The following is a 16,995-nucleotide window of genomic DNA, read 5'->3' on the forward strand; positions in this document are numbered from 1 at the left end:
GCCCCCGCGACGCCTCCGCTCAGGTCGCGGGGGCGCGGGGCTGGGTGCGGGGGATGCGGGAGGTGAAGAAGAGCGCCACGAGGGAGGCGCCGGCGAGGATCGCGAGGGCGGCCCGCAGGCCGTCGAGCCGGGCGGCCTCGTTCGCGTCCAGGGCCGCCTCGGACACCTCCGGGCTGGTGCCCGCCTCGTCGAGGGCCGTGGTCAGCTGGGCGTCCGAGAGGAACGGGACGCCGCTCTGCAGCTCGACGACGGCCTGGCTCTTGACCTGCTCCGGGATCGCCTCGTTCCGCTCCACCGAGCTGAGGAACGAGGCGGTGAGCGCGGCGATCATCAGTGAGCCGGCCAGGGCCGTCCCGATCGAGGCGCCGAGGTTGGTGACGGCGTTCTGGATCCCGCCGACCTCCGCGCTCTGCCGGTCGGGCACCGCGGACACCGTGACCGAACCGAGCTGGGACGCCAGTGCGCCCATCCCGAGTCCGATCAGCAGCAGCGGGATGGTGACGATCTCCGCGCCGGCGTCCGCGTCCAGCGCCGCCATCAGGACGATCGCGCCGGCGAACAGCGCCAGCACGCCGAGCCGCACCACGCGCCGCGGCGACACGTCGGGGAGGTAGCGCGGGATCAGGACGGCGGCGCCCAGCAGGGTGAGCGACAGGGGCAGGATCCGCGCACCGGTCTGGAGCGCGGACAGGCCGAGGGCCACGGACAGGTAGAGCGGGACGACGAAGAAGACGCCCATCTGCACCAGGTACTGGAAGAAGAACATCGTCAGGCCGCCGGTGAGCTGCCTGTTCCGCAGCATGGCCGGGTCGACGAGGGGCTCCCGGCCGTTCCTGACGAGCCGGGTCTCCCAGCGCAGGAACAGGTACACCAGCAGCAGGCCCGCCATCATCAGCCACACGACCATGGAGACCCCCAGCCAGGCGGGGGCGTCGGGTTTGGGCTGGACCCAGCCCCATTCGTCGGAGCGCAGCACGCCGTAGACGAAGATCCCGAGTCCCAGGGCGGACAGCAGGGCACCGACGAGGTCGATCCGCGGGTGCGCGTCGTCGACGGCGTCGGCGATGCGGCGGGCGAACACCAGGATGACGAGCACCACCAGGACCTCGCCGGCGAAGACCCAGCGCCAGGAGAAGTACGTCGTGGCGACGCCGCCGATCAGCGGGCCGAGCGCGATGGCCACGGCTCCCGCCGCCGCGACGATGCCGTACGCGGCGGCCCGCCGTTCGGTGGCGAAGTTGCCGGCCACCAGCGCCACGATCGAGGGCAGGATGAGCGCCGCCCCGAGGCCTTCGAGAAGTGCCCAGCCGAGCAGCAGCACGGTCAGGTTCGGCGCGAGCGCCGTGGTGAGGGAACCGCAGCCGTAGACGAAGCAGCCGATCATGAAGGCCCGTCGGCGGCCGATCAGCACGCCGACCTTGCCGCCGGGGATCATGAACATCGCCATCACCAGCGTGTAGGCGGTGATGGCGCCCTGGATCCCGGTCACCGTCGTGCCCACGTCCTCGGCCACGGTCGCGATCGATACGTTCATGACGGAGCTGTCGAGCGCCATCAGGAACTGGCCCGCCGCGAGCGTCAGCAGGACGAGACGGGCCCCTGCGGGTGCGCCGCCGGCGCCTGCCTTGGATGCCATGACCGTATTGTCCCCACGCATCCCGGTTTCGGCTCGGTGGCCGAACTCCCCCGGGGCGGCCCGGACCGGTGCCCGCACCCCGGGGCCCGCCGCCAGGCGCCGGGGGCATGCGAAGGGCCCGCCGCCCCGGAGGACGACGGGCCCTTCGGCCACACGTGTATCAGGCCGAACCGACGAAGATCACGAACAGCAGCCACACGACCGGGGCCGTCGGCAGCAGCGAGTCCAGCCGGTCCATGATCCCGCCGTGCCCCGGCAGCAGGGTGCCCATGTCCTTGATGCCCAGGTCCCGCTTGATCATCGACTCGCCGAGGTCGCCGAGCGTCGCGCTCGCCGCCACCGCGAGACCCAGCAGCAGGCCCTGCCACCAGGCACCGTCGTCGATCATGAACTCCATGCACAGCGCACCGGCGGCCATCGCGAACGCCACCGCCCCGAACAGGCCCTCACGGGTCTTTCCGGGACTGATCCTCGGCGCCAGCTTGTGCTTGCCGAAACGCCAGCCGATCGCGTACGCCCCGGTGTCGCTGACGACCGTCAGGACCAGGAACGTCAGCACCCGCTTCGGGCCGTCGTCGGCGGTGAGCATCAGCGCCACGAACGTCGCCAGGAACGGCACGTAGAACGCCGCGAAGACACCCGCCGTGACGTCCTTCAGGTAACCCTCGGGGGGCTCCGTCATCCGCCACACGAGCACCGCGAGAGCCGTCAGGGCCATGGCGACCCAGGCACCCTCCGGCCCCCGCACGTACCCGGCCACGACCATCGCCGCGCCGCCGACCGCGAGCGGTACGAGCGGCGCCTTGATGCCCTTGCGCTCCTGGAGACGGGAGGTGAGCTCCCACAGTCCGACGACGACGGCGACCGTTATGACGCCGACGAACGCGGCCTTCCAGATGAACAGCGACGCGATGATGACGGCGCCGAGCCCGACGCCGACCCCTATGGCCGCACCCAGGTCTCGCCCCGCGCTCTTCTTCTGCGGGGGCTTCGGAGCCGTAGCAGGCTGGTGCGGGCTGGGCATGGGCTCCTGCGGCTTCTCGTCACGGGACGGGTTCTCGTCACGGAACAGGGGACCGCTCAGGCGAGCGGCCCCCCGGTCGTCATCCTGGTCTCCGGCGGCCGGAACGTCGGGCACGATGGGCATGCGCCGAGTCTGCGCTGCGTTCTGCCCGTCGAAGGGGGGACCCGCCGGATGGGGCCCCTGGTCGGGTCCCCAGTAGCCGGTGCCGGCCGGGGCCCCCCAGGAAGAGTCGTTCATCAGACCTCGAGCAGCTCGGCTTCCTTGTGCTTGAGCAGCTCGTCCACCTGCGCGACGTACTTCGCGGTGGTGTCGTCGAGCTCCTTCTCGCCCCGACGGCCCTCGTCCTCGCCGACCTCGCCGTCCTTGACCAGCTTGTCGATGGTCTCCTTGGCCTTGCGGCGCACGGAACGGATCGAGATCTTCGAGTCCTCGGCCTTGCTCTTCGCGACCTTGATGTACTCGCGGCGGCGCTCCTCGGTGAGCTCCGGGAACACCACACGGATGATGTTGCCGTCGTTGCTCGGGTTGACGCCGAGGTCCGAGTCACGGATCGCCTGCTCGATGTTGCGCAGCGCGCTCTTGTCGAACGGGGTCACCACAGCCATGCGCGGCTCGGGCACCGAGAAAGACGCCAGCTGATTGATCGGCGTGATCGCACCGTAGTAGTCGGCCACGATCTTGTTGAACATCGCCGGGTGCGCACGGCCGGTGCGGATCGCGGCGAAGTCCTCCTTGGCGACCACGACGGCCTTCTCCATCTTCTCCTCGGCCTCGAGGAGGGTCTCTTCGATCACCACTTGCTCCTGCGTGTCGTCGCGTCTTGTCCTGCACGGTGTACGACCGGCAGGGCTCTGTCCATCCCCTCGCGGGGCGGTACCCGGTTCAGGCTCAGGCCCGGGTGCCCTGGTCGCTCACGAGAGTGCCGATCTTCTCACCCTTCACCGCGCGCGCGATATTGCCCTCGGCAAGCAGTTCGAAGACGAGGATCGGCAGGGTGTTGTCACGGCACAGGGTGATGGCGGTGGCGTCGGCGACCTTGAGGTCGCGGGAGAGCACCTCGCCGTACTCCAGCGCGTCGAACTTGACCGCGTCGGGGTTGGTCTTCGGGTCGGAGTCGTAGACCCCGTCGACACCGTTCTTGCCCATCAGCAGGGCCTCGGCGTCGATCTCCAGGGCACGCTGCGCGGCCGTGGTGTCGGTGGAGAAGTACGGCATGCCCATGCCCGCACCGAAGATGACCACACGGCCCTTCTCCAGGTGGCGCACGGCACGCAGCGGGATGTAGGGCTCCGCGACCTGGCCCATGGTGATGGCCGTTTGGACGCGGGAGTCGATGCCTTCCTTCTCCAGGAAGTCCTGGAGGGCGAGGCAGTTCATGACGGTGCCGAGCATGCCCATGTAGTCGGAGCGCGCCCGGTCCATGCCGCGCACCTGCAGCTCTGCGCCGCGGAAGAAGTTTCCGCCGCCGATCACGACCGCGATCTCCGCACCGTCGCGGACGACCGCGGCGATCTCGCGCGCGATTTTGTGCACGACGTCGGGGTCGACGCCGAGTGCGCCGCCGCCGGCGAATGCCTCACCGGACAGCTTCAGCATGAAGCGTCCGGCCTTTTTGCCGTGGATGTCGTCGCCCTGTGCGGCGCCCTGGTTCATGGAGATCTCCTCGTGCACATACGACGAAGGCCATTGCCGGTGGGTCCTTGCGGTTTCCCCTACGGCAATGGCCTCCTCGTCAGATCTGCGGTCGTCCTACGCGAACGCGGACAACCGCTTCAGACCCTACCGGGGTCCGGCGTCCGTTGCGTACGGACTCAGATGCCGACCTTGATACGCGTGAAGCGCTTCAGGGTGACACCGGCCTCGTCCAGGATCTGCTGGACGGACTTCTTGTTGTCCAGCGCGTACGGCTGGCCGAGCAGCGTGGCGTCCTTGAAGAAGCCGTTGACGCGACCCTCGACGATCTTCGGGAGCGCGGCCTCGGGCTTGCCCTCGGCGCGGGTGGTCTCCTCGGCGACGCGACGCTCGGTCTCGACGACCTCGGCCGGAACGTCCTCACGGGTGAGGTACTTCGGCGCGAAGGCGGCGATGTGCTGCGCGACACCCTTGGCGATCTCGGCGTTCTCCTTGTCGAACTCGACGAGGACACCGATCTGCGGCGGGAGGTCGGGCATGGTGCGGTGCATGTAGGCCGAGACGAAGCCGTCGGCGTACTGCGCGAAGCGGTCCAGGACGATCTTCTCGCCGAGGTTGGCGTTGGCCTCGTCGACGTACGCCTGAACGGTCTTGCCGGGCTCGATCTCGGACGCGAGCAGCGCCTCGAGGTCGGCCGGGGAGGTGGCGGCGACGTGCGCGGCGAGCGCGTTGGCGACGGCCTGGAACTTGTCACCCTTGGCGACGAAGTCCGTCTCGCACTTCAGCTCGACGAGGACACCGGAGGTGTTGTCGTCGGCGATGAGGGAGACGACCGCGCCGTTCTCGGCGGAACGGCCCTCGCGCTTGGCGACGCCCTTCTGGCCCTTGATGCGCAGGGCCTCGACGGCCTTGTCGACGTTGCCCTCGGCCTCGTCCAGCGCCTTCTTGCAGTCCATCATGCCGGCGCCGGTGAGCTCACGGAGCTTCTTGACGTCAGCGGCGGTGTAGTTCGCCATGAGTCTGAGTTTCTCTCTCGAAGTCTGAAAGATCTACGGGTGGACGGCGGGGGCGACACGCCCCCGCCGTCGACATCCGAAACAACCGGACCTGTGAAGGTCAGGCCGTGGGTCAGGCCTGCTCGCCCTCGGCGGCCGGAGCCTCAGCGGCCGGAGCGTCGGCGGCGGGCGCCTCAGCGGCCGGAGCCTCGGCAGCCGGAGCCTCGGCCGGCTTCTCGGCGGACTCGTCCGAGTCGGCCTTCTTCTCGCCCTCGAGCAGGTCGCGCTCCCACTCGGCGAGCGGCTCGCCGGCGGCCTTCTCGCCCGGCTTCGAGTCGCCGGTCGCGGCGCCGGAACGGGCGATGAGGCCCTCGGCGACGGCGTCGGCGATCACGCGGGTGAGCAGGGTGACGGAGCGGATCGCGTCGTCGTTGCCCGGGATCTTGTAGTCGACCTCGTCGGGGTCGCAGTTGGTGTCGAGGATCGCGACGACCGGGATGTGGAGCTTGCGCGCCTCACCGACGGCGATGTGCTCCTTCTTGGTGTCGACGATCCAGACGGCGCTCGGCACCTTCTGCATCTCGCGGATACCACCGAGGGTCTTCTCCAGCTTGGCCTTCTCGCGCGAGAGGACCAGGAGCTCCTTCTTGGTGAGGCCGGACGCGGCCACATCCTCGAAGTCGATCTGCTCGAGCTCCTTGAGGCGCTGCAGACGCTTGTAGACGGTGGAGAAGTTGGTGAGCATGCCACCGAGCCAACGCTGGTTGACGTACGGCATGCCGACGCGCGTCGCCTGCTCGGCGATGGCCTCCTGGGCCTGCTTCTTCGTACCCACGAACATGATGGAGCCGCCGTGCGCGACGGTCTCCTTGACGAACTCGTAGGCGCGGTCGATGTACGACAGCGACTGGAGCAGGTCGATGATGTAGATGCCGTTGCGCTCGGTGAAGATGAAGCGCTTCATCTTCGGGTTCCAGCGACGGGTCTGGTGACCGAAGTGGACGCCGCTCTCCAGCAGCTCCCGCATCGTGACGACGGCCATGGCCGTATCTCCTTGGGTTTCTCGGTTATGTCCTGACGCCCCGGCGCGCCGTGCCACGAAGGACCGAAAGGCGCTGCCACGACCGGTGAAGGTGGCGGCGGGGCGTGCGAAGTCGACCCGGTGACCCGGGTCGCCATAGGAAGTGTACGGGACCCGGGGGGCGCCGGGTGACGGCACTGTCCACAACCGGCCGGTAGTCCACAGATATCCGCCATGATCCCCACGAATCCCCCCGCCACGAGACCGTTTCCCCATGCACCTCACGACATGGATCCTCACCCTCGCCCTCACGTGGCCCGTCGGCCCCGCACCCCCGGACGTGCTCCGCGGCTGGGAACCACCCGCCGGGCCGTACGCCCCTGGCCACCGCGGCGTCGACCTCGCCGCACTCCCGGGCACCGACGTCCGCGCGACCGCGCCCGGCCTGGTCACCTTCGCGGGCCCCGTCGCCGGCCGCGGCGTCCTCACGATCACCCTGCCCGGCAGCGGCGACCCGCCCCTGCGCACCACCTACGAACCCGTGACTCCCCTCGTCACCCGCGGCGACACCGTCACCCGCGGCCAAGTGGTGGCCACGGTCGCGACCCCGCCCCCGGACACCACGCCGCACTGCCCACGGTCCTGCCTGCACTGGGGCCTGCTGAGAGGTGACACCTACCTGAACCCCCTGCTCCTGCTCCACCGACCCGCGCCCCGCCTCCTCCCGGTCACCGGGGTGCCCTAGCGAGCGCGACAAAGGCCCGGGCGACGGGCGACGACTGCGCGGGGCGAGGCAGGACCGCGCGCGAGCACAACCGAAAAGGGGCGGGGACGGGGAGGGAGGGGTGGGGGGCGGGGGGGGAGGGAGGCCCCCGGAAGGGTGTGGTCAGCCGCGGACGCCGCGGAGCGCCATCGTGACCGCCGCCTCGGTGATGCGTTCCGGGTCCTCGGCGGCGCCGAGCTCGATGCGGCGTACGGCCGCGTCGACGACGCCCTGGAGGAGCATCGCGCCGAGGCGGGGCTGGTCCTGACCGAGGTCGGCGAGGGCTTCGACGATCATGGCGACGAGTCCGCCGTGTGCGGCGCGGATCTTCTCGCGGGCTCCGTCGTCCAGCTCGCTCACGGAGATCGCGACGACGGCACGGTGGCGGCGGTCCCCGACGAGCTCCAGCTGCTTGCGGACGTAGGCCTCGACCTTGCCGTCGGGGGTCGCTGCGCCGGCCATGGCGGCTTCGACCTCTGCCGCCCAGACGGGGAAGTCGACGGCGCACAGCTCTTCGACGACGGCGGCGCGGGAGCGGAAGTACTCGTACACCGAGGAGCGGGCGAGGCCCGTGCGCTCGGCGAGGGCGGGGAAGGTCAGCGCCTCCGTACCGCCTTCGGACAGCAGGGATCGCGCGGCGTCCAGCAGGGCGCCTCGCTGCATCGTCCGGTGCTCGGCCACACTGGCCGCTCGAATCCTGGGCACGGCTCCACTGTACGACCGGCCCTCCGGAGTCAGCGCCCTACATCGGCCAGCTTGGCGCGGAGCTGCAGGACGGACTTGGTGTGGATCTGGCTGACGCGACTCTCGGTGACGCCGAGGACGTTGCCGATCTCGGCGAGGGTGAGTCCCTCGTAGTAGTAGAGCGTGACGACGGTCTTCTCCCGCTCGGGGAGGGTGTTGATGGCGCGGGCGAGGAGTCTTCGCAGTTCGCGGTCCTCGGCGACCTCGACCGGGTTGTCGGCGGCGGTGTCCTCGAGGGTGTCCATGAGGGACAGGCGGTCGCCGCCCTCGCCGCCGACGTGCAGGAGCTCTTCGAGGGCGACGACGTTCGCCAGGGACAACTGGCTGAAAACGGTGTGCAGTTCCTCGAGGGTGATGTCCATCTCCGCGGCGACCTCGCTCTCGGAGGGCGTGCGGCGGAGCTGGGCTTCGAGGGTGGCGTAGGCGCGCTCCACGTTGCGGGCCTTCTGGCGTACGGAGCGGGGGATCCAGTCGAGGGCACGCAGTTCGTCGATCATCGCGCCGCGGATGCGGGTGATGGCGTAGGTCTCGAACTTGATCGCCCGTTCGACGTCGAACTTCTCGATGGCGTCGATGAGTCCGAAGACTCCGGAGGACACGAAGTCGGCTTGTTCGACGTTGGACGGCAGACCGACGCTGACGCGGCCGGCGACGTACTTGACCAGGGGCGAGTAGTGCAGGATCAGCTGTTCGCGCAGTCGCTCGTCGCCCGTGTCCTTGTACGACCGCCACAGCTCGTCGAGCGATGTCGGTGCGGGCGGTCGCACGGTGCCCCGGGCTGCTGGGGGCACCGCAGCGCGGTCAGACCCGGAGGTGTGCTGGGGCATGCGTTGCCTTGAGCCGTTCTGCCGTGGAGTGAGTCTGGCTGTGTGTCCGGTAGGGAATCCTGGTGAGCGTAGCGTGACTGGACTGTTGCGGTGAGCGAACCTCTGCGGATCGCACCGGTCCGGGGGGGCGCGCTCGCCCACATCTTCGAACCCGGGCCGTGGCGCGTACCGGCCCCTCGGGTGCGGCCGAGAGAACTCGTTTGTTCATCGGCATCACCTTTTCACCCGAATGCTCCAGGTCAAGTACCGCCTCGCCGGGCGTTCGGCCGCTGGATGGCGTGGGTCGTCAACTTCCAGTCGTCCGTGTGCCGTTCGACGAACCCGAGGGAGTGGAGTTCATACAGCCGGGCGAGGGTGTCGTCGGGTGAGGTGCCGGCTCGGCGGGCGATCTCCGCGGCGGGGGTGGCGTGGCGGGCGGGGAGGGCTTCCAGGACGCGGGTGCAGCCGGGGTCGAGGAGGTCCCGGGGAAGGACGGGGCCGCGTCGTTCGGGGGCGAGTTCGCCCATGTCGCCGATGAGTTCGACGATGTCGTGGACGTCGGTGACGAGGGTGGCGTCGGTGCGCAGGAGTTCGTGGACGCCTGCGGAGAGGCCGCTGCTGACGGGCCCGGGGACGCCCATGGTGTGGCGGCCGAGGCGTTGGGCGGCGCGGGCGGTGACGAGGGAGCCGCTGCGGTGTTCGGCTTCGACGACGACGGTGCCGCGGGTGAGGGCGGCGATGACGCGGTTGCGGAGGATGAAGCGGCTGGGGGTGGGGTGGCTGCCGGGTGGGAGTTCGCCGATGACGAGGCCTTGTTCGGTGATGCGTCGGATGAGGCCGGCGTGGCCGCGCGGGTAGGGGGTGTCGACGCCGCAGGCGAGGACGGCGACGGTGGCTCCTCGGGCGGCGAGTGCTCCGCGGTGGGCGGCGCCGTCGATGCCGTAGGCGGCTCCGGAGACGACGACCCAGCCGCGTTCGGCGAGGTCGGAGGCGAGGGTGGTGGCGGTGTGGGCTCCGTAGGGCGTGCAGGCGCGGGCGCCGACGAGGGCGACGGAGCGCAGGGCCCAGGTGCGGAGGTCGGCTCGGCCGTGGATCCAGAGGCCGATGGGTCGGGTGTCGCCGAGGTCGTCGAGTTGCCGGGGCCATTCGGTGTCGCCGGGGATGACGAGTCGGCCGCCGTGGGCGTGGATGGTGTCGAGGTCGCGCTCGGGTCGGGCGTCGGCGGCGCGGCGTCGCCAGCCGTCGACGCGTCGGTCGCTGGTGCCGGGGAACGGTGTCGTGCCGGGGAGGGGCGCCGTGTCGGTGGCTGGGGGTGGGTCGGAGGAGTGCGCGGCACCGGGCGGGGCGCTGGGTGGGGGCGGGGTGCTTGTGGTGTGAGGGGCGTGGATGCGCTGCAGGAAGCCGGTGGCTCCGTATCGGCGGATCCAGCGGCCGGCGTGTTCGTCGCCGGGTTCGACGATGCGGGTCAGGGCTGCGCGGGCGAGGCGTTCGTCGGGGGTGTTCATGGCCGGGGTCCTGTCATGGCGGGGATGCCTCGGGCGATGCCGGTGCGCAGTTCGAGGGCGAGGTCGACGTCCTGGGTGTCGGGGCGGTCGTGTCCGGCGAGGTCGGCGACGGTCCAGGCGACGCGCAGGACGCGGTCGAGTCCGCGGGCGGTGAGGAGTCCGCGGTCGATGTCCCGTTCGGCGGTGGCGAGGGCGCCGGGGTGGACGAGGTAGCGGGTGCGGAGTTCGTGTCCGGGGATTTCGCTGTTGACGGTCCAGGGGGTGCCAGCGAGGCGGGTGGTGGCGCGGGCGCGGGCTTCTCGGACGCGGTCGCCGACGGTCGCAGTGGTCTCGGCGCGGCCGCCTAGGGCGAGGAGGTCGGAGCGGGTGACGGGTTGGGCTTCGACGCGCAGGTCGATGCGGTCGAGGAGGGGGCCGGAGAGTCGTGCCTGGTAGCGGCGGATGAGGGAGGCGGGGCATTCGCAGCCGGTGCCGTGGAGGCTGTGGCGGCCGCAGGGGCAGGGGTTGGCGGCGAGGGCGAGGAGGAAGCGGGCGGGGAGTCGGACGACGCCGGCGGCGCGGGCGACGACGACGTGTCCGGATTCGAGGGGTTGGCGGAGGGCGTCGAGGGCTTTGGCGGAGAACTCGGGGGCTTCGTCGAGGAAGAGGACGCCGCGGTGGGCGAGGGAGACGGCGCCGGGGCGTGGGAGTCCGTTGCCGCCGCCGACGAGGGACTGCATGGTCGCGGAGTGGTGGGGTGCGCAGTAGGGCGCGCGTCGGACGAGGGGTTCGCCGGGCGGGAGGATGCCGGCGACGGAGTGGACGGCGGTGACTTCGAGGGACTCCTGGCGGGTGAGTGGGGGCAGGATGCCGGGGAGGCGTTCGGCGAGCATGGTCTTGCCGGCGCCGGGTGGGCCGGAGAGCAGCAGGTGGTGGCTGCCGGCGGCGGCGACTTCGAGGGCGCGGCGGGCGGTGTGCTGTCCGGCGACGTCGGCGAGGTCGGGTCCGTCGGCGGGGTCGGCGGCGAGGCCGGTGCCGATGCCGGCTCCGGGGACGAGGAGTCCGGCGAGCATGGCGTCGGGGCGGCCGTCTTCGGGGGGTTCTTCCGTGGGGACGGGTTCGTCGGTGAGGACGGCGATGAGCTGGCGGAGGCTTCGGACGCCGAGGACGGAGACTCCGGGTACGAGTGCGGCTTCGCCGGCGGTCTGTTCGGGGACGACGACCTGCTGGTAGCCGGCTTCGGCGGCGGCGAGGACGGCGGGGAGGACTCCGCGTACGGGGCGGACGCGCCCGTCGAGTCCGAGTTCTCCGATGAGGACGAGGTCGGCGATGACGCGGGGGTCGATGCGTTCGGCGGCGCCGAGGACTGCGGCGGCGACGGCGAGGTCGAATCCGCTGCCGCTCTTGGGGACGGAGGCGGGGCTGAGTCCGACGGTGAGTTTCTTCTGGGGCCATTCGGCGTCGGAGTTGACGATGGCGGCGCGGACGCGGTCGCGGCTTTCGCTGAGGCTCTTGTCGGGGAGTCCGACGAGGGTGAAGGCGGCGACTCCGGCTTCGAGGTCGGCCTGGACTTCGACGACGACGCCTTCGACGCCGACGAGGGCGACGGAGCAGGTGCGGGCGAAGCCCATCAGGCCACCCCCTGGGCGTGGGTGATCTCGGGGGCGCCGTGGCGGGGCAGGATGATGCCGATGAGGTCGATGCGGATGCCGCCGGGGGGTGGTGCTCCGCCGTGGCGGTCGAGCCAGCAGGCGGCGAGGCGTTTGAGTCGGTCGGCCTTGGTGGGGGTGACGGCGGCCATGGGGTGTTCGTAGGTGCCGTCGCGGCGGGTCTTGACCTCGCAGACGACGACGGTGTCGCCGTCCTGGGCGACGATGTCGATCTCTCCGGTACGTCCGCAGCGCCAGTTGCGGGCGAGGACGGTCATGCCGGTCTCGGTGAGCCGGCGGGCGGCGAGGTCTTCTCCGTAGCGGCCGAGTGCCGTGGTTGCGTTCATCGGTACCACCTCCGGCACCGACTGTGACGGGTGGCGACCTCGCGTGTGCGGCGCTGTGGACGGTGGGCGGTCTGTGGAGAACCGCCTCACCCGTAGGGGTGGTTTCCGGCAGCGTCCGGGCCTGGCGAAGCGGGCTTCGGGCGGCCGTCGGCCGTGGCGGAGGGTGTGTGCGTTTCAGCCGCAGGGGCGGGGGTGACGCTCTCTCGGCGCCGCTCGCCGGGCGGAACGGGTGTGTCCGGTCCCCCGGTTCCCGGCGCATCGGGGTGGCGAGCGCCCGGCCGCCCGGCGTGTACGGCCCTGGCCGCCTGTCGGGTCCGGGACCGCCGCCGAGACCGCCGGCCGCCCGGTTCCGGCCCGCCGGCCCCCGGGCCCGGACCCCGCTGCACCGGATGTCCCGGGAGTGCCGCGCCCCCGAACCGCCGGGCTCCCGCTCAGCTGCCGGGCAGCTCCAGGTCGGTCTTGTTGAGCTCCTCGATGTTCACGTCCTTGAACGTGAGTACACGGACCTGCTTGACGAAGCGGGCCGGCCGGTACATGTCCCAGACCCAGGCGTCTGCCATGGAGACCTCGAAGAAGACCTCGCCCTGGACCGAGTGCACCTGCATCTCGTAGTCGTTGGTGAGGTAGAAGCGACGCTCGGTCTCGATCACGTATTTGAACAGCCCGACGACGTCGCGGTACTCCCGGTAGAGCTTCAGCTCCATCTCGGTCTCGTACTTCTCGAGGTCCTCGGCGCTCATGGCATGTTCCCCTTCAGCCGTGCGTCCCCCCATTGTGCGGCAGGCATTCGCACCCCTAGGCGATTTCCGGGGCGAGAACCACCGGTGCACTCGGAGGTCCCTCGTCGAGCAGCGTGCGCAGCAGCTCGGCGAGTCTGGTCGGGTACACCGTCTCACGCGTCGCCGACAGTTCGGCGGAGGTCCACCACCTCAGGCCCGAGACGCTGCGTTCCTCCAGCTCGGTCAGGGCCCGGGGGCCGGTCTCGGTGCGGGTGGTTCGTGCCAGGTAGTACCACTCGTCCTGGTCCCAGCGCCGCCCGGCGAAGGGGAAGGAGCAGGTGCGCCGCCAGAGAACGGGGCCGAGGGTGATGCCGGTGATGCCGGTCTCCTCGGCCACTTCGCGGCGTGCGGCCTCCTCGTGGGTCTCGTCGCCCTCCAGTCCGCCGCCGGGGGTGAACCACCAGGTCTGTGCGGGGTCGTCGGGTTCGTGGCCGTGCAGGAGGAGGATGCGGTCGTCCGGGTCGAGGAGGACGACGCGGGCCACGCGCCGCGGCTCCGCGCCGTGGGTGTCCGCCGTGGCCCCCGTGCCGTGCGTCATGCGTTCACCGTCTCCGTCTCCTTCTTCCGCCGTCCGCCGAGCCGGCTCGCCACGGGTCCGTACGCGGCGCCGAGCAGGATCAGCGCGCACCCGCCGAGGATCGCGTAGAAGAGGAGCGTGACGGGCCCGGGCTGCGAGATGCCGCCGGGGAGTGCCGCGAAGCCCGTGGGGCGCGCCAAGACCCCGGTGGAGGGCCAGGCGACGGCGTCGACCCGGGCGGTGACGCTGGAACGCGGGACGGAGCCCTGGCCGGCCTCCTGGAGGTGGACGCGGGAGTCCATGGAGTTGTGGCGTTCGTCGCCGAGGAGGAAGAGGTTGTCGGCGGGTACGGTCGCCGAGAACTCCTGCCCGGAGGCCGGGGCACCGGCCCGCAGATACGGTTCGTCGATGGGCTCGCCGTTGACGGTGAGCCGTCCGTCGGCGTCGCAGCAGGCGATCTTGTCGCCGCCGATCCCGACGACCCGCTTCACCATCGGGCCGCCGCCCCACACCGGGTCGTCGAAGACGACGATGTCGCCGCGCCTGACCTCGTCGCCGTCGATGCGCTGGGCCAGGACCCGGTCGCCGACGTCGACGGTGGGCGTCATGGAGTCGGTGGGGATGGTGTAGGGCGCGTAGAGCACGGCGCCCCAGGCGAAGCCGCCGAGGAAGAGCAGACAGCCGACGGCCACGGCGAGCCCCGACAGTGTCCTGCCGAGGCGGCCGTGGCCGCCGTCCGTCCGTATGGTTCCGCTCATCCCAGTACTCCCCACCTCAGAGGCCGGTTCGTCGATCTGGGACGGCACCCTACCCGCGGGTCGCTACTCGGCGGTATGCCGGGAGACGAGCCGCTTCCTGCGCCACAGGACCAGCGGGAGGGCGCCGGCGAGGCCGGCCGCGGCGGGTGCCATGGCCAGGGCCTGGTTCAGGCCGGGCTGGTCGAAGGTGGCGGGGATGGGGAGCGTCGCCCAGCGGGTGACGGGCCAGGCGACGACGACGGCGCGGCCGACGACCTCGTCGTTGGAGACGGTGCCCCGGCCGGGGAGTTCCTGGTGGAAGCGCGAGTCCAGCGAGTTCTGGCGGTTGTCGCCCATCACCCAGATGCTGTCCTCGGGGATGGTGATCGGCCCGAACGGGCGGTCGCCGCACGGCGTGGAGCCGGGGGCGAGGTACGAGGCCTCGTCGAGCGCCTTGCCGTTGACGATGACCTTGCCGCCCTCCTTGCAGGAGACGGTGTCGCCGCCGATGGCGATGACGCGCTTGATGAGGTCCTTCTCCTCCGAGGACGGCATCAGGCCGATGAAGCTGAGGAACTTCTGCACGGCGTTGGGCTCGGGCGCGGGTTCGCCGCCGACGAGCCAGCCGCCCGGGTCGTGGAAGACGACGACCTCGCCGCGCTCCGGCTCGGAGCCGAACCACGGGGTCAGCTTGTCGACCAGGACGCGGTCGCCGCGCTGCAGGGTGTTCATCATCGATTCCGAGGGGATCGAGAACGCCTGCACGAGGAAGGTCTTGATCAGCAGCGCGAGCACCAGCGCGATGCCGATCAGGAGGGGCAGTTCCTTCCAGAAGGAGCGGGGCTTCTTCGCGCCCTTGCCGGGCTCGCCGGTCTCGCCGTCGTTGCTTCCGCCGTCGGCGTCCGAGGGGTCGGCGCCGGGCCGGCCTGCGGATTCATCCGTCATGGCGACCGGCGACTCGGCGAGCCGCTGGGGTCCCTTCTCGGGCTCGTCGTGTCCGGATCGTGCCCCGACGGCCAAATCCCCCACATCCACTCCTCAGTCCGTGCGTTCGCCTGACCCAGAACAGGGACAGGCCCACCACTCCCATAACGAGCGGGAGTTCCGCAGGGGTCGGGAGCCAGGGCAATCCGTTCAGATTCCGCGAGGACACACTATGCGACACACCGAGCGCGGTCGAAGATCCCGAACGGGCGTCCGGTACGGCGGCGAAGGTCTCCCTCTCCTCCAGCCGGCGCCAGTGGCCGACGGGCCAGGCGATGACGACGGCTCGTCCCACGACCTCCTCCTCGGAAATCGTCCCCCGGTCCTTCTCGTCGAGGTGGAAGCGTGAATCGGCGGAGTTGGACCGGTGGTCGCCCATGACGAAGATCCGTCCGGGCGGCACCTTCACCTCGAACCTGATCTTCGAGGGTTCGTTCCCCGGGTGCACGTAGGGCTCGTTCAACGGTACGCCGTTGACGGTGAGCCGGCCGTCCTTGCCGCAGCACGCGACGGTGTCGCCGCCGACCGCGACGACCCGCTTGATCAGGTCCTGTTCGTCGGCCGAGGGCAGGAGTCCGATGAAGGTCAGCGCCTGTTTGACCTGCTTGACGCCGACCGGGTCGTCCTCGGTGGAGGTGGTCTCGTCCTGGAGCCAGTTGCCGGGGTCCTTGAAGACCACGACGTCGCCGCGCTGCGGCGTGGAGCCGAACCAGGGCGTCAGCTTGTCGACCAGGACCCGGTCGTCGATCCGGATGGTCTGCTCCATGGATCCCGAGGGGATCACGAACGCCTGGACCAGGAAGGTCTTCAGGACGAGCGCGATCAGCAGGGCGACGGTGATGAGGAGCGGGATCTCCTTGACGGCGGAGCGCTGACGGCGGCGCTTGACCTTGCGGGCGAGGCGGCGTCGCTCCGCCCGGCCGGGCATGGCGCGGCTGTCGAAGGCGGACCGGGTGCCGGTGGGCAGCGGGGTCTCGGCGCGGCTTCCGGGCGGCCGTCCGCGGTTACCCATGGCGGCCCGCCGCGGGCGCGGGCGCGGGTACGGCGTCGAAGGCGGCGGTCGGCGGCACGGCGGACCAGCGGCCGAAGGGCCAGCCGATCCAGTCCGCGCGCCCGATCACCCGGTCGACGGGCACCATGCCGCCGCCCGGCTGCCCCAGGTGGTCACGGGAGTCGCTCGACTGACTGCGGTGGTCGCCCATCACCCACAGGGTGCCCTGCGGTACGACGATGTCGAAAGGGACTTTCGAGGGAGCGTCACCCAGGTGGACGTACCACTCGTCGACCGGTACGCCGTTGACGGTGAGCCGGCCGTCCTTGCCGCAGCAGACCACGCGGTCGCCGCCGACGCCGACGACGCGCTTCACGAAGTCGGTCTCGTCGGGCTCGGCGAGGCCGAGGGCCGCCGCCGCGCCGTGCAGCAGGCCGGTCACCGGGTTCTCCCGCGGGGGCTCCTGGACGAAGGAGCCGGTGCCGTCGAAGACGACGACGTCGCCGCGCTCGGGTGCGTCGCCGAAACGGTACGCCAGCTTGTTCACCAGGATCCGGTCGCCGACCTGGAGGGTCGGTTCCATCGAGCCGCTGGGGATCAGGAACGGCTGGAGCACGAAGTGGCTCAGCAGCAGGAGGAAGACGACGCAGGCGGCGCCGACGAGTCCGGTACGGCGCCACGAGAGCCGGAACGGGTCGCGTCCGCCGGTCGCGTCCGGCCCGTCGCCCCCGGGGGCGGTGTCCGGTGCGGGTGCCGCCTCCGGCGACCGCGCCGCAGCGGAACGGGGCCCGGACATACGCGCGGAGCGCGACCGCTCCTCCGTCTTGCCGGAGGAGCGGTCGCGCTCCGTGTGCTGTGCTTCGGTGTCCATCGGGGGCAGAGCCTA

General features: G+C 71.0%; 18 protein-coding genes. 1 reads left to right on the plus strand and 17 read right to left on the minus strand.

Features of this window, described 5'->3' with window-relative positions:
- Nucleotides 1–19 precede the first annotated feature (19 nt).
- From ACE1OA_RS09710 to rpsB, 6 genes are all read right to left on the minus strand, one after another.
- A complete protein-coding gene (locus tag ACE1OA_RS09710; protein WP_384872560.1) occupies nucleotides 20–1,636 on the minus strand; it encodes an MFS transporter in 1,617 nt (538 codons plus the stop codon).
- Nucleotides 1,637–1,796: 160 nt separating this feature from the next.
- Nucleotides 1,797–2,897 carry a phosphatidate cytidylyltransferase gene (locus ACE1OA_RS09715; RefSeq protein ID WP_356604491.1) on the minus strand — a complete coding sequence of 367 codons (1,101 nt, stop codon included), beginning with the start codon at nucleotides 2,895–2,897 and terminating at the stop codon, nucleotides 1,797–1,799.
- Entirely contained in the window at nucleotides 2,897–3,454 is a 558-nt protein-coding gene (gene frr, locus ACE1OA_RS09720) for a ribosome recycling factor (protein ID WP_137993093.1), read from the minus strand. Before frr ends, ACE1OA_RS09715 begins: the two co-directional genes overlap by 1 nt.
- Before the next feature lie 94 nt (nucleotides 3,455–3,548).
- Nucleotides 3,549–4,313 (minus strand): UMP kinase, encoded by a 765-nt coding sequence (gene pyrH, locus ACE1OA_RS09725; RefSeq protein WP_147979912.1) that lies wholly within the window; start codon nucleotides 4,311–4,313, stop codon nucleotides 3,549–3,551.
- Between the two features lie 158 nt (nucleotides 4,314–4,471).
- Nucleotides 4,472–5,308, minus strand: coding sequence for a translation elongation factor Ts (tsf, locus tag ACE1OA_RS09730; RefSeq protein ID WP_147979911.1), 837 nt, complete (start codon nucleotides 5,306–5,308; stop codon nucleotides 4,472–4,474).
- 112 nt (nucleotides 5,309–5,420) lie between these two features.
- Nucleotides 5,421–6,329, minus strand: coding sequence for a 30S ribosomal protein S2 (gene rpsB / locus ACE1OA_RS09735; protein WP_356604494.1), 909 nt, complete (start codon nucleotides 6,327–6,329; stop codon nucleotides 5,421–5,423).
- 253 nt (nucleotides 6,330–6,582) lie between these two features.
- Between rpsB and ACE1OA_RS09740 the strand changes: the two genes are divergently transcribed.
- Complete coding sequence (locus ACE1OA_RS09740) at nucleotides 6,583–7,053, plus strand: murein hydrolase activator EnvC family protein (protein ID WP_356604496.1); 471 nt, start codon at nucleotides 6,583–6,585, stop codon at nucleotides 7,051–7,053.
- Between the two features lie 141 nt (nucleotides 7,054–7,194).
- Here ACE1OA_RS09740 and ACE1OA_RS09745 read toward each other — a convergent pair whose 3' ends face one another.
- The 11 genes from ACE1OA_RS09745 to lepB (ACE1OA_RS09795) all read right to left on the minus strand — a co-directional run bounded on the left by ACE1OA_RS09745 (nucleotide 7,195) and on the right by lepB (ACE1OA_RS09795) (nucleotide 16,980).
- Nucleotides 7,195–7,752: a TetR/AcrR family transcriptional regulator gene (locus tag ACE1OA_RS09745; RefSeq protein WP_356604609.1), complete on the minus strand. Its 558-nt coding sequence runs from the start codon at nucleotides 7,750–7,752 to the stop codon at nucleotides 7,195–7,197.
- Nucleotides 7,753–7,805: 53 nt separating this feature from the next.
- Nucleotides 7,806–8,642: an RNA polymerase sigma factor WhiG gene (gene whiG / locus ACE1OA_RS09750; RefSeq protein ID WP_356604498.1), complete on the minus strand. Its 837-nt coding sequence runs from the start codon at nucleotides 8,640–8,642 to the stop codon at nucleotides 7,806–7,808.
- Between the two features lie 239 nt (nucleotides 8,643–8,881).
- A complete protein-coding gene (dprA, locus tag ACE1OA_RS09755; protein ID WP_432752648.1) occupies nucleotides 8,882–10,126 on the minus strand; it encodes a DNA-processing protein DprA in 1,245 nt (414 codons plus the stop codon).
- Nucleotides 10,123–11,736, minus strand: a complete 1,614-nt coding sequence (locus ACE1OA_RS09760; RefSeq protein WP_432752649.1) for a YifB family Mg chelatase-like AAA ATPase — start codon at nucleotides 11,734–11,736, stop codon at nucleotides 10,123–10,125. Before ACE1OA_RS09760 ends, dprA begins: the two co-directional genes overlap by 4 nt.
- On the minus strand, nucleotides 11,736–12,101 hold the full coding sequence (locus ACE1OA_RS09765; RefSeq protein ID WP_356604504.1) for a YraN family protein: 366 nt from the start codon (nucleotides 12,099–12,101) through the stop codon (nucleotides 11,736–11,738). Before ACE1OA_RS09765 ends, ACE1OA_RS09760 begins: the two co-directional genes overlap by 1 nt.
- A gap of 431 nt (nucleotides 12,102–12,532) precedes the next feature.
- Nucleotides 12,533–12,841: a DUF2469 domain-containing protein gene (locus ACE1OA_RS09770; protein WP_008737534.1), complete on the minus strand. Its 309-nt coding sequence runs from the start codon at nucleotides 12,839–12,841 to the stop codon at nucleotides 12,533–12,535.
- 55 nt (nucleotides 12,842–12,896) lie between these two features.
- Nucleotides 12,897–13,418 carry an NUDIX hydrolase gene (locus ACE1OA_RS09775; RefSeq protein ID WP_356604506.1) on the minus strand — a complete coding sequence of 174 codons (522 nt, stop codon included), beginning with the start codon at nucleotides 13,416–13,418 and terminating at the stop codon, nucleotides 12,897–12,899.
- Complete coding sequence (gene lepB / locus ACE1OA_RS09780) at nucleotides 13,415–14,155, minus strand: signal peptidase I (protein WP_432752650.1); 741 nt, start codon at nucleotides 14,153–14,155, stop codon at nucleotides 13,415–13,417. The genes ACE1OA_RS09775 and lepB (ACE1OA_RS09780) overlap by 4 nt, the downstream gene beginning before the upstream one ends.
- Before the next feature lie 63 nt (nucleotides 14,156–14,218).
- A complete protein-coding gene (lepB, locus tag ACE1OA_RS09785) occupies nucleotides 14,219–15,154 on the minus strand; it encodes a signal peptidase I (protein WP_356775484.1) in 936 nt (311 codons plus the stop codon).
- Entirely contained in the window at nucleotides 15,069–16,130 is a 1,062-nt protein-coding gene (gene lepB / locus ACE1OA_RS09790; RefSeq protein ID WP_356604510.1) for a signal peptidase I, read from the minus strand. Before lepB (ACE1OA_RS09790) ends, lepB (ACE1OA_RS09785) begins: the two co-directional genes overlap by 86 nt.
- The gene (gene lepB, locus ACE1OA_RS09795) at nucleotides 16,123–16,980 is read right to left on the minus strand and encodes a signal peptidase I (RefSeq protein WP_384872537.1); all 858 of its coding nucleotides are present in this window, start codon (nucleotides 16,978–16,980) and stop codon (nucleotides 16,123–16,125) included. The genes lepB (ACE1OA_RS09790) and lepB (ACE1OA_RS09795) overlap by 8 nt, the downstream gene beginning before the upstream one ends.
- Nucleotides 16,981–16,995 lie beyond the last annotated feature (15 nt).

This window comes from Streptomyces sp. JL2001 (genome assembly GCF_050917515.1).
In the GTDB taxonomy this organism is placed as follows: domain Bacteria; phylum Actinomycetota; class Actinomycetes; order Streptomycetales; family Streptomycetaceae; genus Streptomyces.

Coding starts and splice junctions, on each gene's coding strand:
- ACE1OA_RS09710 (WP_384872560.1), bottom strand. CDS start 1,636: ATGGCATCCAAGGCAGGCGCCGGCGGCGCACCCGCAGGGGCCCGTCTC.
- ACE1OA_RS09715 (WP_356604491.1), bottom strand. CDS start 2,897: ATGAACGACTCTTCCTGGGGGGCCCCGGCCGGCACCGGCTACTGGGGA.
- pyrH (WP_147979912.1), bottom strand. CDS start 4,313: ATGAACCAGGGCGCCGCACAGGGCGACGACATCCACGGCAAAAAGGCC.
- tsf (WP_147979911.1), bottom strand. CDS start 5,308: ATGGCGAACTACACCGCCGCTGACGTCAAGAAGCTCCGTGAGCTCACC.
- rpsB (WP_356604494.1), bottom strand. CDS start 6,329: ATGGCCGTCGTCACGATGCGGGAGCTGCTGGAGAGCGGCGTCCACTTC.
- ACE1OA_RS09740 (WP_356604496.1), top strand. CDS start 6,583: ATGCACCTCACGACATGGATCCTCACCCTCGCCCTCACGTGGCCCGTC.
- whiG (WP_356604498.1), bottom strand. CDS start 8,642: ATGCCCCAGCACACCTCCGGGTCTGACCGCGCTGCGGTGCCCCCAGCA.
- dprA (WP_432752648.1), bottom strand. CDS start 10,126: ATGAACACCCCCGACGAACGCCTCGCCCGCGCAGCCCTGACCCGCATC.
- ACE1OA_RS09760 (WP_432752649.1), bottom strand. CDS start 11,736: ATGGGCTTCGCCCGCACCTGCTCCGTCGCCCTCGTCGGCGTCGAAGGC.
- ACE1OA_RS09765 (WP_356604504.1), bottom strand. CDS start 12,101: ATGAACGCAACCACGGCACTCGGCCGCTACGGAGAAGACCTCGCCGCC.
- ACE1OA_RS09770 (WP_008737534.1), bottom strand. CDS start 12,841: ATGAGCGCCGAGGACCTCGAGAAGTACGAGACCGAGATGGAGCTGAAG.
- ACE1OA_RS09775 (WP_356604506.1), bottom strand. CDS start 13,418: ATGACGCACGGCACGGGGGCCACGGCGGACACCCACGGCGCGGAGCCG.
- lepB (WP_432752650.1), bottom strand. CDS start 14,155: ATGAGCGGAACCATACGGACGGACGGCGGCCACGGCCGCCTCGGCAGG.
- lepB (WP_356604510.1), bottom strand. CDS start 16,130: ATGGGTAACCGCGGACGGCCGCCCGGAAGCCGCGCCGAGACCCCGCTG.
- lepB (WP_384872537.1), bottom strand. CDS start 16,980: ATGGACACCGAAGCACAGCACACGGAGCGCGACCGCTCCTCCGGCAAG.